Below are 14,242 nucleotides of genomic sequence, written 5' to 3'. Positions count from 1 at the left end.
GAAAATTCATATTCGAGAAAATCAAGAGAGACTGTCATGAGAACAGAAAGGATGCTGTTCTGACAGACTTGTAATAAATTGTATTTCAAGAGTTTATATCTTTCGTAGGAGAAGGTGCTTAGTTGCACGCCAAGATAATATCTGAAATACAACTGATTGAAAATAAAGAAGTTACCTTGACGATACAATTGAATAGGTAACGATCTGGAAACGAGCGAGCTACTTGACTTCGCTGTTTTCTGCCTAACAAAGAACGCTTGTTATTCTGTCTGCAAAGATAATACTTTGTTACCGAATAACAAGCGTTTATGCTAAGAAATTCTTTGTTTTGCGTTTTTGTAAACTCGTATGGCTTATAGTTTTCTCCCTCGTTTCTTTCTGTTCGCTTGGTATCTGAGCTTGCGCTGCCACGCTGTTTCAGCATAGTCATTGCCCTGTGTGGATGGTGTAATCAAATCGCCCAAGCCTTCCACAACTTCATCAGCTGCGCCAACAATGGTGTCTGCCACTGCACCAATGGAATCTTGCACTCGTGGGGTGTCATTGTCTCGTGAAATTGAGGAACAGCTTGGAGGTACGAGTTGATAACCTGTATCAGGGCGTTCTTTCCTTTCTGTCGGCTCTTGTACTGTTAGATGTGGTTTCCTTGGCTCTTCCCTGTTGGTTGGTTCAAAGTTCTTCTGCAGGGAACGGTAGCCGAACTCCCTGCCGATTTCGGAAGCTTTGAATGTCTGTCCACAGTAGGAGAACTTCAAGCCATAGACATTACCTTGCTTGTTCTTCATACGCTCTATAATAATGCCGTTTTTGTTCAATTCATAAAGGAACATGGAGTGTCCCGTGATACCTGTTCCTTTGTACTTGTCAAGCAGGGCATAACAAACATTCTGTACTTGATGCTTTGTTTGCTCTCTCGTGGGATTAGCCTTTGTCTTTTGGTGTTTCCTTTCTGCCTTAATCTCCTTTGCGATGGTCAAGCCTTTCTCTCTGCTTATTTCCTCCGCCACTCTCGCTGCCCTGTTGCTCACAAAAGTAGTATCATAGACCTCACCAAACAGGCTGATGCGGTTGGCGATGATGTGAATATGTCTGTTGTCGGTGTCCTTGTGCGTTACCGCCACCCATTGGTGGTTGTCAAGTCCCATTCGCTTGGCAAACAGATGGGCTATTCCCATAAGCTCGGATACAGGCAGTCTTTTCTCGTCTTGTGGTGCGATACCGATTTCAATACGCAGGAACTTGTTCCTGCAACGGCTGTTATAGTCGCTGACCACTTTCATTTCCTCATAGATAGTCTTTGGCTCCCTGCTGCAAAGGTTGTGGAAGGCAAGCCGACTGCCAAGTTTACCCTCTCTGAAAATATAGTCTAAAGCCGTGCTGCCATGCGCTATCGCCTTACATTTTCCTATCATCTCTTGTTAGATTTAAGACCTTATATATCTCATCGTTCACATGAAAATGGGGGTCGTAAAATCGCTTAAATGCCTCTTTGGCACATAGCGAGAGGTTCTTTGTGATATGTAACCAATCCTCGTTCTTGACCTTGATGAGGTTAGAAATCTGCCCGTAGAACCTTCCTGTATGCTGAAGTATGGCAATGGCTTCCCTTTCATTTTCGGTCATCTTGGGAACGGCAGCCACCTCTCCATTTAGGAGTATCTCACGGCAGTAATCGGAAAACTTACGTCCCGTACTTTCTGCCTTTGACTTAATACGCTGCTTTTCTTCTAAGGTGCATCTTACCTTGATGAACTCTGTCTTATTCATCCGCTGTTCTTCCTTATCCTTTGGCTGCCATCGGGCAGTTTTTCCCTTGTATCTTTTCATATAAGTTTCTTTGAAAGTTTATCATTGTAGATGGTTTGTTATTTCTTAATTCCTGAATGCTGACCGATGAGAACGGAGTGATTACGGTCTAATCTCCCCGATAACCGAACGAGGGGAGCAAGCGCAGTTTGTGGGTACAAACTGACGTCTTGCTGGTGCTACCGAACAAATTATATACGCTTAAAACGTTTTATAGCCTAAAAACAAATACCGTGCATTCTATGACTAACTGCGTTCGTGGCATTCCCATCATTCATCAATACTCATAATTTCACTCGACTGAATAAAAAAATCAGTCGAGTGATTTTTAGAAACAGTCGACTGTTTTTGTATATCGTATGATAAAGTCTCAAACTGCTTACAATCTTCTCCACTTCTCTATGTCCTCACCGTATTCCTCCAAATGGAGGTGCACGATGTTCTCCACGAAACTTGAAAGGTTGCTGCCTCTGTCGCCTAATCTACGCACAATGAAGTCGGTACGTTCCTGTGTCTCCCTGCTCAGATAGACTGCTTTTCTATTACTGAGTTTGGTTGGCATAAGGTAGGCTTGTTTGTATGCTCCGAGTGTTTTCTTTCTCATCTTGGCACTGATGCGTTTCTGAATGGGTGTGTTCTCTGTGTGCTGTGATGGTCCAGAAATCTCTGATGTAACTTCTAATACGCTTTGTGGACTGTCATATTTCTGTTTCTGTACGTTTGATTGTCTTTCTTTTTCTTGAACAATAGTTTCTGCTTTTGAAGTGGACTTGTCATCTGCTTCATCTTCTACACCCAAAAGCCATGAAAAATCTTTTTCTGTTGTATTTGTTTTCTTTTTCATATTTCTATCTCATTTTATGTTTAACTTGTTTGACCTTTATGGGATTGGTTTGTGTTTGTGGCATCTTCAGTGATTGCCCTTTCTGCTGTTTACGTACCCTGTGGACATGATATTCGTTGAGGTCTTTGAAACTCCTGTAATGCACGGACATATCCTCTACCTTGAAACCAGCCTTTGCGAAATCCTCCGTAGTCCTGTGTCCTGCCTCGTCATTATCAAGGAAGGCACGGATGGAGAAAACATTTGCATCATGGAGATAGCGAATACTCCTTGCCACATTGCTTACGGAGTTCATCACAAGACAGTGGTGGATAACTTCTTCTTTCATTGAAAGAAAGGATAGAAAGTCCATAAACCCCTCGAATATACAAACTGGCTCAGCTCTGTCCGTAAATATCGGAGTAATGTCCTTTGGTGCTATTGTTCCCTTGAACGTTCCATTATCTCGAAGCTCATAACCTCCCGATTGATTGGCGAAACCAATGGCTTGGTAATGAAAACCTCTTATCTCATAGCTGATACAACATAGAAAGGGCATCGCCTTTTCCATGTCGATGCAGCGGTCTTCCTGAAGATACTTTAATAAGTGTGGAGGTAAGGTGTCTGATATTTCTATCAGTCTCCTTACTCCACTTGCGGATGCCATAGGTATGCTACTTCTTTTCATTGCCCTGTCTGCCTTTTGAGAATTGCAAGCAGTATAATCGGGAGCGTTCCGCCCCAAAAGGCGGATGGCTTCCGACAGCGTGCAACCCTCTAACCGCATACAAAGGTCGATAATACTTCCACCTTTGCCTTCGGCATAGTCTATCCAAAGGTTCTTCTCAGTGTCCACCTTGAAACTTGGATGTGTGTCTTCACGAAGCGGTGAATGGTAGAGAGCATAGGCAGGTGTCCTGCGCACTGGTTTGATACCTTTCCTTTCAAGATACTCCACTATGGGGTATCGCTTAATGCGCGATAAATCTTCTTCTTTCATTGTCATATTGTTTTATTGGTTGAACATTTTTCCATCCTGATTTTTATATCGGATTATATTTTGATTATACTGATAGGGTAAACTTCATTGATGCTTTTTCGTTTCCTAAAGTTTTTCCACAGCAAACTTTTTTCACTTTCTTCTTACTACATATATTTTGATTGTAAGTGATTGACATTCAGGTATGAGTTGTAGTAAACAACTATACTACATACGCTACTACATCAAACTACTACAGCTATTTACCAGTGGGCAGGGGTGGATTTTCCTAATCTTATACACATAGACAGGACTACAACCTTCACGCCTCTTGCTTACCTTTTCAAAGCCAGTTCTTTTGAGTGCTTCGCCCATACGTTTGAGTGTCAAAGGTTGATGCGTATAAACACCTAAATAAGCGAGTATTTCGGTAGTGGTCATATAAGCACAATGAGGATTGTCCTCTGTTGGCTTTTCAAAACAGCGTAATAGTAGTTCCATTTCTGCGGTCTGTACTTGGAAGTCCTCACTCTCCTTGTAGAGTTCCGTGATTTCTTCATCGTTAAACCAATATCGAAAGCCTGCGTTTAACAAGGCTTTGGCTTCGGCATAGACGGCATCCATAGAAATTGTTTTTGCTCGTTCTATGTCAATAGATAGTACCTCAAAGGGTAGGAAACGCCTGCTTCCTGTCGGGTCTGTCAAAAAGTCATTGCCGTTTACCGATGCTACAAAACTCGCCAAGTGTGGGTGTTCCTCCACATACTTGTCGTAAGGCATACGGTATTTAACCATCGGACAGGTAATAAGGTTCTTGAGTTCATTCTCATCACGCTTGTTGAGGGCTTTGAGTTGGTCGTCAATGTTTACGATAAGGTTCTGACCGATATAAGTAAGTGTGTCCTTCTCCTGCGGATATATTTTTCCTGTGTAGCTGTAACCGTGAAGGGCAGGAGGACAAAGTAAATCAAGAAAGGTAGTCTTGAACTTACCTTGTTCTCCTGTCAGTACAAGGCAGGTATGGTTACGGCATTCACGGTCATCCATAGCGTTGGCAACCACTGCAACAAGCCATTTGGTAAGGTATGGCAGCCACTTTTCAGAGTTGCGGACGATAACGCACGATGCAAGGTTGGCTATTGTGCTTTGGTTTACCTCTATCTTGTGCAGCACTTCTGAAGCATCAACCTCTGGCAAAGCCTTGAAGTAGTCCTGTATGGGATTGATGCGTGGCGAAAAGCTGCTTTCGATGATGGAATAGAGATTGTCGGAGGAGGTAATGATGCCCATATCTAAATCAAGCTCCCTACGGAGAGAGTTGATTTCATAGCGACCAACCTTTGTGAAACGATTGCTTGCATCTTTACTGCTTCGGTATTCCGTCCTGCCCAGCACGGTATTATACCTGAACGCATAGTGCGCACGGAGATAGGTTTCTATCTCGCTGTTCTTGGAGGTGTTTCCCCTGCGTTCGGTAGAATTGCCAGTTGTTTTCATTCTGCTTTTATCTGCTTCATTTTTCATTGTTTACCCGTTTTGGTTTCCAAGTGTGAAGTTACGGCGAGAATGTCAATGTTCCAAGCAATCTGAGCATGCTTGCATAATGTTGCGCTCATTGGCAATAGATTTCTTACGGAATTCTTTCAGGAAACAGCAGGAAAATAAGGATTTAAGCCAAGAACAAGCGCACAAGTGTAGAAAAGTAATAGGAAATGTCTGTACCTGTTTGCTTCAATCAGCACTGTATTGCTTTGACTAAAACAAACGTAGAAAAAAGGAAGATAAGGACCGGAAGAAGAGTAAGAAAGATAACCTCATTTCCTTCTGTTTCCCTATTCTTCCCTGCTGTTCCTTTGCCGCTTTGTGGAATGGAAAGAAGCGCATACTTTTGCACGCAGAAACATGCGACGGAAAGCAAATCGCAAAAGGAAAATATAAACAAAACAATATAACGCTATGGGATATTTTATCATTACCGACAAGCAATGGGCAATGCTGAGGGACGAAATTGTCGCTCTTGCCCAGACCTGCCACAAGGCATTTGGAGAATCGAGTAAGCACACTGATTGGCTGCACAACGGAGATGTGTGTCGGTTACTCAACATCAGCAAGCGCACCTTGCAGCATTACCGTGATACGGGCATGCTTCCGTTTACACAAATCGGACACAAGTGCCATTACAAGCGTGAAGACGTGGAACGGTTGTTACAGACAAAGTCAGAGAAAACCAAGAACAACAAATAAACAATGAAAAGATGGAAACAGTTAGAGATTTAAGCATGGATGCGGACGAGATGCAGGTGGTGCTGTCCGCTATCAGCAGCGTAAGCAGGAGAATTAAGGAAGTGGCACAGACGCACAAGCCCCTGTTTGGAGGTGAGCATTTCCTAACGGGCAAGGAGGTGTGTGAGCGGCTGTATATAAGCCCTCGCACCTTGCAAGACTATCGAGACAGAAAGATTATTCCCTACACGCAGTTTGCAGGAAAGATTCTCTACAAGGCTTCGGACTTGGAGAGATTACTGGAGGATTGTTATAGGACCTCAATTCCGCAGCATTATTCCTTGTGAGGTGCTTTTATATATTGAAGTGACATTTTTGGGATTTATCCATTGATATGGGGATTTTCTGGGATTCTTGGTTCTTGCATAATCATGAAATCCCCCACCCAAACCAATGGGGAATGTGAGAACCACAAAGACATGCTGTTTATTCAAGGAATACCTCAGAGTAGTATGCTTTATTTGTATATAGGTTCAGAACGTTCTGCCTTCCAGTGCGTACCCATTTTGCTGGCACGCTGACAAAATGTAGGATAAAGGCTTTCAGCCTGCTTGTCTTTTTCAATGGCTTGACCTTTTCGCTGATATGACGGACGAGATAGAGATAGAAGTTCTTCAGCATGGCGGTAACCATCATGAAAACCATGTTCTCACCCATAAAGGAAAAGGGCAGATGTGACCATCCGAAGTCATTGTTCTGTATGTCGAAGTTCTTTTCGCTCGCTCCACGTTCATTGTAGAATGTAATGATGTCCTTCTCTGTGGATGTCCGGTTATTGGTAAGGATACAGCGGTATGTGTATATTACTCCGAACATATCCGTCTGCTCCCTGCCCTCCTTGTCTTTCAAAGGACTACGCTGTACGACAAGCCTATATGACTTTCCTTCTATTAAGTTGTCCATGCTGATGGAGGTGACATCGCATTTCTCATAGCCAACTTCAACACTCTTCCATTCTTTCAGCTGGCGGAAGTCCTCACATCGGCTGCCGCAGTTGGCTGCACGTATATAGAACGTGTTGCAGCGCGACTCTACGGTTTGGATAATTTCCTTTGAGAACGACCCGCAGTCGGCACGGAAACGCTCTATTACCACACCAAGCTCGGAGGTCACACGGTCCATAATTCGGCGAAGCGTGTCCTCCTGATGGAATTTCACATTGGTGTTTCCGTCACGATTCTCACCTCCGACTATGATTCCCCCAATGGAAGCCCAACCAGGGAAATAGCCAAAATCCTGCTTGTAAGAATACTTTGCATCGAACTTGTGGGCTGGAATAAACTGATGATCAAAGTCTAAGTCAACATGACTGCCCACCTTTATAAGCCCCATTCTTCGTATCATCCGTAAAAGTAAGGTATTCAACTTTTCTGCTGTGTTGAAACTATACGACTTGTCGGAGGTCTCGCTCTTATAAACAATATTCTTTTCGGTAAGCTCCTTTAGTCCGCGTCCCACAGTGTCGGCACCGGGTAACAGCGTATCAGGTCTCTGCTTGAACTGCCCTATAAGCGCATTGATGTCCTCAAGGCATTCTCCACCACAAAGGTAACTGAAGAAGAGAGAGCCGAAAATACTTCCATGGCTGAATGCTTTGCCGCTGCATCCGCATCTGCCCAACACGGATTCGGTAAGTTTTTCAAAGCCCAACTTTGAAAAACGTCCATGATGTGATTAATTCCTCCGAAAGAAGTGATATTCTCGTTTTTAATTGCTACCTTTGTCATGTCAGATTTTTGCTTGTTTATTATTTGATAGCACTAAGATAGGTGAAAATTCTGACATATCCAAGTGTTTTGAGGACTTTGTTTCTCAGACACTTGGAGTTCTCACAAGAATTTATGCTGCGGAATTAAGGTATTCAATAAATATCCAATCGCACTATACGCTGATTGAAGCGAATATAACAATACGGAATTTTATAAAGCAGGCGGAATATCAATGGAAAACGTCCATGATCGTAATCGCTCATAAAGTATTCACGGATAAGATGTAAACGATTATTCCATTTCTCCATGTCTTTGGTATGCAGTATGGACCATAAGAACTCCGTATTATCATCCATCTTACTGATTACGTCATGATGTTTAGCTTTCCCTACGAGTACATAACATAAGATGTCCATTAGTATTGTAGCTTTATCCAAGCGGCTACACAATTCGTTTATAAAAGCTTTTACCTGCTCTTCTTTAAAGTACATCAATACTCCTTCAAGAATAATCAGCACGGGGGTATTATATTTCTTTACCTCTTCTATCCATTTGTAGTCGAACATTGACATTGAAAGAAAAGTATTCGTCTCAGTCTCAGGTATAAAACGACGCCGTATATCGATAACTTTTTCTAAATCGAGATCGTACCAATGAGCACAGTGTGGACAGTCAAGACGTTGATATCGAGCGTCAAGCCCTGCCCCCAATTGTATTACGACACCGTCAGGATATTCTTTTAAGAACGTTATCACTTCATCATCAATTAGTTTTGCACGAACACAAACACCAGCCTGTGAGAATTTTCCCTTCTTAAATTTAGAGAAATCATAATCCACATGTTTGATGATCTCTGTTGCATAAATATCCCTCAACAAAGCATCCGGTCGCTTTGTCTCCGTGGCCTTCGCCCAAAGTGTGGTAAGCATTGTTTCGGGAATACCTGTAAGTTGTTTTGTATCCATCATTCTTTATTTTTATTTGGTTCTTAGGAATTATTTATTTCCTGCTTTAATGAGAAGCGTACACCCTTTACTTGGACTGTGCGCTTCAGAACAAGAATTATGCTAGTATAAACATCCTAAATTACAGTTATGTTCCTTTGTCTCAGTTGCAAAAATATCTTTTTTGTTTGTAAGTAGCAATACTTATAAATAGGTATTTTGACATAATCGCCTTATGGTAAAGATAAATCTATATAGCGTATACTGTTATCCAAAGAAATAGAAGAAAATCGGATTACCATCTGCCCTTACTGCATATTTAGTTTTTCCAGTATCTGAGTCATAAGTGAAGAAGCCTACTTCTTTTTCGTCATAGATATTGAAGACGATTTGAACTTTTAAATTGATATAATACCTTAATTCCGCAGTATTTTTTCTTGTGAGAAAATTTTATATGTTGAGATGTCTTTTTGGGGCTCTATATGTTGATATAAGGTGCTTCGGTGTTTTTGGGGTCTTTTCTAAGCATAAAATCCCCCACCCAAACCAATGGGGAAGTATGAAAAACCACAAAGAAATGTTGTTTATTCAATGATGATCTCAGAGTAGTAGGTTTTATTTGTATATAGGTTCAGAACGTTCTGTCTTCCAGTGCGCACCCATTTTGCTGGCACGCTGACAAAATGTAGGATAAAGGCTTTCAGCCTGCTTGTCTTTTTCAATGGCTTGACCTTATCGCTGATATGACGGACGAGATAGAGATAGAAGTTCTTCAGCATGGCGGTAACCATCATGAAAACCATGTTCTCAGCCATAAAGGAAAAGGGCAGATGCGACCATCCGAAGTCATTGTTCTGTATGTCGAAGTTCTTTTCGCTTGCTCCACGCTCATTATAAAATGTAATGATGTCTTTCTCTGTGGATGTCCAGTTATTGGTGAGGATACAGCGGTATGTGTATATTACTCCGAACATATCCGTCTGTTGCTTGCCATCCTTGTCTTTCAAAGGACTACGCTGTACGACAAGCCTGTATGACTTTCCTTCTATTAAGTTGTCTATGCTGACGGAGGTGACATCGCATCTCTCATACCCAACCTCAACACTCTTCCATTCTTTCAGCTGGCGGAAGTCCTCGTGTCGGCTGCCGCAGTTGGCTGCACGTATATAGAACGTGTTGCAGCGCTGCTCTACGATTTGGATGATCTCCTTCGAGAACGACCCGCAGTCGGCACGGAAACGCTCTATTACCACACCAAGCTCGGAGGTCACACGGTCCATAATTCGGCGAAGCGTGTCTTCTTGATGGAATCTCACATTGGTGTTTCCGTCACGATTCTCACCTCCGACTATGATTCCCCCAATGGAAGCCCAACCAGGGAAATAGCCAAAATCCTGCTTGTAAGAATACTTTGCATCGAACTTGTGGGCTGGAATAAACTGATGGTCAAAGTCTAAGTCAACATGACTGCCCACCTTTATAAGCCCCATTCTTCGTATCATCCGTAAAAGTAAGGTATTCAACTTTTCTGCTGTGTTGAAACTATACGACTTGTCGGAGGTCTCGCTCTTATAGACAATATTTTTCTCGGTAAGCTCCTTCAGTCCGCGCCCCACAGTGTCGGCACCGGGTAACAGCGTGTCAGGTCTCTGCTTGAACTGCCCTATAAGCGCATTGATGTCCTCAAGGTATTCTCCACCACAAAGGTAACTGAAGAAGAGAAAGCCGAAAATATTCCCATGGCTGAATGCCTTGCCGCTGCATCCGCGTCTGCCCAACACGGATTCGGTAAGTTTTTCAAAGCCCAACCTTGAAAAAACGTCCATGATGTGATAAATTCCACCGAAAGAAGCGATATTCTCGTTTTTTATTGCTACCTTTGTCATGTCAGATTTTTGCTTACTTGTTATGTTTGCAGCACCAAGATAGGTGAAATTTCTGACATATCCAAGTGTTTTGAGGACTTTGTTTCTCAGGCACTTGGAGTTCTCACAAGAAATTGTGCTGCGGAATTAAGGAATAAAACAAAGAAAATTCTTCTTACTCTACGAATAGTATTATCTTTGCAAATAAACATTTTACAATATGGATCAACATTTAACACTTAACATTGAACCAGGAATATCTTCTGAAGAAATAAAGGATATGATCGACCGTACAAAAGAAGAAGAAGAAGATGCATCACCTTCTGTTATGCCTCCACCTGACATCGTTGCATTCAACGAGCAACGCTCTTGTGCAGACATATACCGTATGTATTTAAAAAATCAAATAAATATAAATCCTGATTTTCAAAGAGGTGAAGTATGGAGAAATCCTGCTCAAACACTATTTATCGACAGTTTAATGAAACAATTGCCCATACCAAGTATGTGCATAAGTCTCGACATATCAACACAAAAAAGAATGGTAATAGACGGATTACAACGTATATCTTCTATTATTAAATTTCTTAATGAACAAAATGATTGGCTATTGTCAAAAAACGACGATGTTGATCCACGAATTTCAAACAAAAAAGTTTCTGAAATTAAGAAAGAAAACCCCCATTTAGTTGAAATTTTAGAAAACGTAACAATCCCCATTACTGTTCTTAGGTGTGACTCTAAGAATCCGGAACATATGAAATATCTCTTTCAGATTTTTTACAGACTAAACTCCGGAGGGAATAAATTATATAATCAAGAAATAAGAAACTGTATTTTTCAGGGTTCTTTTAACACCTTACTTAAAGAATTAGCTAGAACCCCAGAATGGTATACATTTGCAAATACAGATCAAAAAAAAGTTGACAAAGCAAGATTTAATAATGAAGAGCGTATTTTACGTTTCTTCGCATTTTATCAATCTTATTCCAATTACAAGGGAAAACTTGCTGCTTTTTTAAATACGTACATGAATGAAAATAAAGACACGACAGATGACAATATAAAATATTTAAAGGACATCTTCAAGAGAACACTGAATATTGCAAATAAACTTGAAGAAAAAATTGATTCTAAAAATATTGCAGAAGCTGTAATGATTGGTATTGCATATAATCTTACAACATTAACAGACAAAGACAGCAAAGTATTAAATAAAATGTACGAAGAACTTTTAAAGGAACCTAAATTTCAACCAGAAGAGATGAAGGAAGGTTTAAGCTCTGAAGAGAAAGTTAAAAGTAGAATAGAATCTGCAATCAATGTGTTTAGCCGTGGTTAATTATTCAAATATTGAAAACACATTAGCTAACTTAGATAATACATATTTAGAATATGTATCGGATTCTAATTGTGAATTACCTATCCTTTTGTCAAAAACAGCCTTAATAGAATTTTCCGGATGGATTGAACAAAGTATAGATCAAATTTTGTATGATTATTTAGATAATCATATAGTTGAGATCAATATTAACACCTACATAAAAAATCAAATAAGAAAGAATTATGGTTTTAAGTATGAAAATAATATCCTAAGAATATTAAGTATAACTATAGGAGCCTATAATCTTGAAAATGTGCTTGACAAAATAGATATTAATCAATTTAAAAATATTGTAGACACATACTCTGATAAAAGAAACAAAGCAGCTCATACTCATACTGTAGGAACAACAACAACCTATGATGCACCATCTACAATTCTGAACGATTATAGACGTATCAAACCTATTATTACTACCATTGAGCAAGAGGTGTGTTCTTTACGTTAAGCATAACAGTTATAGTTTGACCTCTTTTATTCAAATAATAACAACTACCGAAAACAGCTCTTTACCCCATCTCTCTAGAGATTTGGATACCTAAGTAGGGATATTCAGATTTTTCCTAACTAATTGTTTGCCAGTGTAATATATTACTAAAGTTTCCCACCCCTTAAAACACTGGCTTTTCTCATTTACCTTTGCCTTTCGTCCCCCATATCCATTGAGTTTTAACACATGGCTAATAGAAGTTATGCAGTCTGTCCATATACTTCATCCCATTTTTCCAATGCTTCAGCCATTACAAGGATTTTGCTCATCTCTTTGTCGTTGCCGCAGATCGTAGTCATAAGGTGTTGGGGTGTCACCCCTAGTGTTTCTCCTAAAATGCGAAGAATTCGTTCGATGCAGGCAAGAACTCGCTTCCATAACGTGAGTGCCATGAGATTGCCCTCCATGTCCGAAAAGAGTTCCCCCATGGTTTGATATTCTGTGAACCGCTTTTCCAAGGCCATGACGGTATATGTAAGGTAACACAGCGTAGCGTCGGCTATCTGACCATTGAAGTCGCAACCTTGATAACTTCCTAATCCGAGATACTGCTTGGTCTCCTTGTTCATCACCTCTATGTTCCATCTGATCTGATATACTTCAAAGGCTTTTACGAAAGACATCGTAGTATCCGTGGTGAGCAGGATGTTCCATGTGGAGTTTCTACCATACTTGATGAGGAAGATTCTAACAGGTATATCTCCTAAGTTGCCGTTGAGCTGAATATATCGACATTTGTATTTACGACGGTTTTTTCCTCGTTCACGTTCATAGGTGGCAATGAGTTCTGCAGCATTTTTCTTCCTGCCTGATACAGCGTATTTCGTCTTTCCCATTTTTGCAAGTCCGACAAAGTGCATTGCACCTTTACCTATGCTCCTGACACACGCCATAAGTTGCTCGCAAGTGAACCAGCTATCGGTAAGCACATACTTCGCATGCAACCCCATCTTCCATCCACAGCGAAGCATGTCCATGGCGACTTCCATCTTGGACATCTTACACTCTTGAAAGCTCTTATAATCAGGATTGCAGGTGTTCCTCCTGGTATGATATGCCTTTCTGCGTTGCTGTCTTGTCAGCCCGCAGTCGCCTTGCATCCCCTTTTCCTGATGCAGTGAAAAGTCAAAGGGTAAGGTTGTCCTGCCGTCAAAGAAGGCACAAAGTAGCAGTTTGTAGCCCAATACGCATCTGCCTTTTACATGATCGAAAACACGACTGATACCCTCCATTCTCACGCCACTCTTCCCAGGCACAGTGTCATCTATGATGAAACATGTCGTGGTGTCGGATTGAGGAGCTTCGCCATACTTACGCAACAGGCACATATAACGCAGGGCAAAGTGGTTCATCAGGCGTCTCCAATCCATCTGCGGGCGAATCATCATGCGATAGAAACAGTTCTTGCCATGATTTGAAAGCTCATATATCTTATGCTTGCATATACTGTGGATGCTCTTACCAACAATGCGGAAGAGGCAAAGAGAAAGGATCAGCTCCGAAGCGGAAACTCCGTCCTGTTTCTCCAATGACAGACGAGATAACAGATGACCGATGCCAAACTTGCCAAAAAGATGAAACAAATCATCACTCATTCGGTTTTTAACACTCAAAAGTTTGGATAACTCGCTTATTTTCTCTATTTTTGCTTCCATAACAGTTTTGTTGTCTTGTCTTTAAAATCAGTTCTTTAGCGATTACTAATTTACAAAGAAAATTCGACAAACTGTTATTTTCCTATCTATTTATTAGGGTGGGAAACTTTAGTTAAAGGAATTAAAAGAAACAGGAAAAGTAAAGGGTTACGAAGGACATCACATTAATAGTGTAAAAGGACATCCAGAAGATGCTGGTGATCCGTCAAATATTGAATTTGTGAAGAAAGGTGGAGAACATCTTAGTAGGCATAATGGTAATTACAGGAATCCATCAAGTGGGAAGAAAATCAATAGAGATTAA

The 14,242-nt window shown here is 41.0% G+C and carries 12 protein-coding genes and 2 pseudogenes; 5 read left to right on the top strand and 9 right to left on the bottom strand.

The window, feature by feature from the left end:
* Positions 1–353 precede the first annotated feature (353 nt).
* From DYH27_RS12015 to DYH27_RS11995, 5 genes are all read right to left on the bottom strand, one after another.
* Positions 354–1,412, bottom strand: a complete 1,059-nt coding sequence (locus DYH27_RS12015; protein WP_025067446.1) for a relaxase/mobilization nuclease domain-containing protein — start codon at positions 1,410–1,412, stop codon at positions 354–356.
* The gene (locus DYH27_RS12010) at positions 1,396–1,827 is read right to left on the bottom strand and encodes a plasmid mobilization protein (protein WP_025067445.1); all 432 of its coding nucleotides are present in this window, start codon (positions 1,825–1,827) and stop codon (positions 1,396–1,398) included. The genes DYH27_RS12015 and DYH27_RS12010 overlap by 17 nt, the downstream gene beginning before the upstream one ends.
* Before the next feature lie 358 nt (positions 1,828–2,185).
* Entirely contained in the window at positions 2,186–2,650 is a 465-nt protein-coding gene (locus DYH27_RS12005) for a DUF3408 domain-containing protein (protein ID WP_025067444.1), read from the bottom strand.
* 4 nt (positions 2,651–2,654) lie between these two features.
* Entirely contained in the window at positions 2,655–3,629 is a 975-nt protein-coding gene (locus DYH27_RS12000) for a toprim domain-containing protein (RefSeq protein ID WP_025067443.1), read from the bottom strand.
* A gap of 219 nt (positions 3,630–3,848) precedes the next feature.
* Complete coding sequence (locus DYH27_RS11995) at positions 3,849–5,132, bottom strand: VapE domain-containing protein (protein WP_025067442.1); 1,284 nt, start codon at positions 5,130–5,132, stop codon at positions 3,849–3,851.
* Positions 5,133–5,564: 432 nt separating this feature from the next.
* On the opposite strand from DYH27_RS11995, the gene DYH27_RS11990 reads away from it, so the two are divergent.
* Positions 5,565–5,852, top strand: coding sequence for a helix-turn-helix domain-containing protein (locus DYH27_RS11990; protein ID WP_025067441.1), 288 nt, complete (start codon positions 5,565–5,567; stop codon positions 5,850–5,852).
* Between the two features lie 11 nt (positions 5,853–5,863).
* Entirely contained in the window at positions 5,864–6,178 is a 315-nt protein-coding gene (locus DYH27_RS11985) for a helix-turn-helix domain-containing protein (protein WP_004384326.1), read from the top strand.
* A 139-nt stretch (positions 6,179–6,317) separates the two neighbouring features.
* Here DYH27_RS11985 and DYH27_RS11980 read toward each other — a convergent pair.
* The 3 genes and pseudogenes from DYH27_RS11980 to DYH27_RS11960 all read right to left on the bottom strand — a co-directional run bounded on the left by DYH27_RS11980 (position 6,318) and on the right by DYH27_RS11960 (position 10,430).
* Positions 6,318–7,618, bottom strand: a pseudogene (locus DYH27_RS11980) (IS1380 family transposase).
* Between the two features lie 134 nt (positions 7,619–7,752).
* Positions 7,753–8,568, bottom strand: coding sequence for a class I SAM-dependent methyltransferase (locus DYH27_RS11970; RefSeq protein ID WP_081458250.1), 816 nt, complete (start codon positions 8,566–8,568; stop codon positions 7,753–7,755).
* A 560-nt stretch (positions 8,569–9,128) separates the two neighbouring features.
* Positions 9,129–10,430: an IS1380 family transposase gene (locus DYH27_RS11960; RefSeq protein ID WP_115338021.1), complete on the bottom strand. Its 1,302-nt coding sequence runs from the start codon at positions 10,428–10,430 to the stop codon at positions 9,129–9,131.
* A 199-nt stretch (positions 10,431–10,629) separates the two neighbouring features.
* Between DYH27_RS11960 and DYH27_RS11950 the strand changes: the two genes are divergently transcribed.
* Positions 10,630–11,751 (top strand): DUF262 domain-containing protein, encoded by a 1,122-nt coding sequence (locus DYH27_RS11950; RefSeq protein WP_025068412.1) that lies wholly within the window; start codon positions 10,630–10,632, stop codon positions 11,749–11,751.
* The gene (locus tag DYH27_RS11945; RefSeq protein WP_025068413.1) at positions 11,732–12,241 is read left to right on the top strand and encodes a hypothetical protein; all 510 of its coding nucleotides are present in this window, start codon (positions 11,732–11,734) and stop codon (positions 12,239–12,241) included. The genes DYH27_RS11950 and DYH27_RS11945 overlap by 20 nt, the downstream gene beginning before the upstream one ends.
* A 242-nt stretch (positions 12,242–12,483) precedes the next feature.
* Here the strand turns inward: DYH27_RS11945 and DYH27_RS11940 are convergent, their stop codons facing one another.
* Positions 12,484–13,938, bottom strand: coding sequence for an IS4 family transposase (locus DYH27_RS11940; RefSeq protein ID WP_025068414.1), 1,455 nt, complete (start codon positions 13,936–13,938; stop codon positions 12,484–12,486).
* 127 nt (positions 13,939–14,065) lie between these two features.
* Between DYH27_RS11940 and DYH27_RS11935 the strand changes: the two are divergent.
* A pseudogene (locus DYH27_RS11935) lies at positions 14,066–14,242 on the top strand (hypothetical protein); the annotation flags it as partial.

Origin of the sequence: Prevotella denticola (assembly GCF_900454835.1) — a bacterium.
Lineage (GTDB): Bacteria > Bacteroidota > Bacteroidia > Bacteroidales > Bacteroidaceae > Prevotella > Prevotella denticola.
This window is presented reverse-complemented; position numbering and strand designations above follow the sequence as displayed.

Excerpts from the sequence above, each read along its gene's own strand:
- DYH27_RS12000 (WP_025067443.1), bottom strand. The coding sequence starts at position 3,629 with ATGAAAGAAGAAGATTTATCGCGCATTAAGCGATACCCCATAGTGGAG.
- DYH27_RS12015 (WP_025067446.1), bottom strand. The coding sequence starts at position 1,412 with ATGATAGGAAAATGTAAGGCGATAGCGCATGGCAGCACGGCTTTAGAC.
- DYH27_RS11970 (WP_081458250.1), bottom strand. The coding sequence starts at position 8,568 with ATGATGGATACAAAACAACTTACAGGTATTCCCGAAACAATGCTTACC.
- DYH27_RS12010 (WP_025067445.1), bottom strand. The coding sequence starts at position 1,827 with ATGAAAAGATACAAGGGAAAAACTGCCCGATGGCAGCCAAAGGATAAG.
- DYH27_RS11960 (WP_115338021.1), bottom strand. The coding sequence starts at position 10,430 with ATGACAAAGGTAGCAATAAAAAACGAGAATATCGCTTCTTTCGGTGGA.
- DYH27_RS11990 (WP_025067441.1), top strand. The coding sequence starts at position 5,565 with ATGGGATATTTTATCATTACCGACAAGCAATGGGCAATGCTGAGGGAC.
- DYH27_RS11940 (WP_025068414.1), bottom strand. The coding sequence starts at position 13,938 with ATGGAAGCAAAAATAGAGAAAATAAGCGAGTTATCCAAACTTTTGAGT.
- DYH27_RS11945 (WP_025068413.1), top strand. The coding sequence starts at position 11,732 with ATGTGTTTAGCCGTGGTTAATTATTCAAATATTGAAAACACATTAGCT.
- DYH27_RS12005 (WP_025067444.1), bottom strand. The coding sequence starts at position 2,650 with ATGAAAAAGAAAACAAATACAACAGAAAAAGATTTTTCATGGCTTTTG.
- DYH27_RS11985 (WP_004384326.1), top strand. The coding sequence starts at position 5,864 with ATGGAAACAGTTAGAGATTTAAGCATGGATGCGGACGAGATGCAGGTG.
- DYH27_RS11950 (WP_025068412.1), top strand. The coding sequence starts at position 10,630 with ATGGATCAACATTTAACACTTAACATTGAACCAGGAATATCTTCTGAA.
- DYH27_RS11995 (WP_025067442.1), bottom strand. The coding sequence starts at position 5,132 with ATGAAAAATGAAGCAGATAAAAGCAGAATGAAAACAACTGGCAATTCT.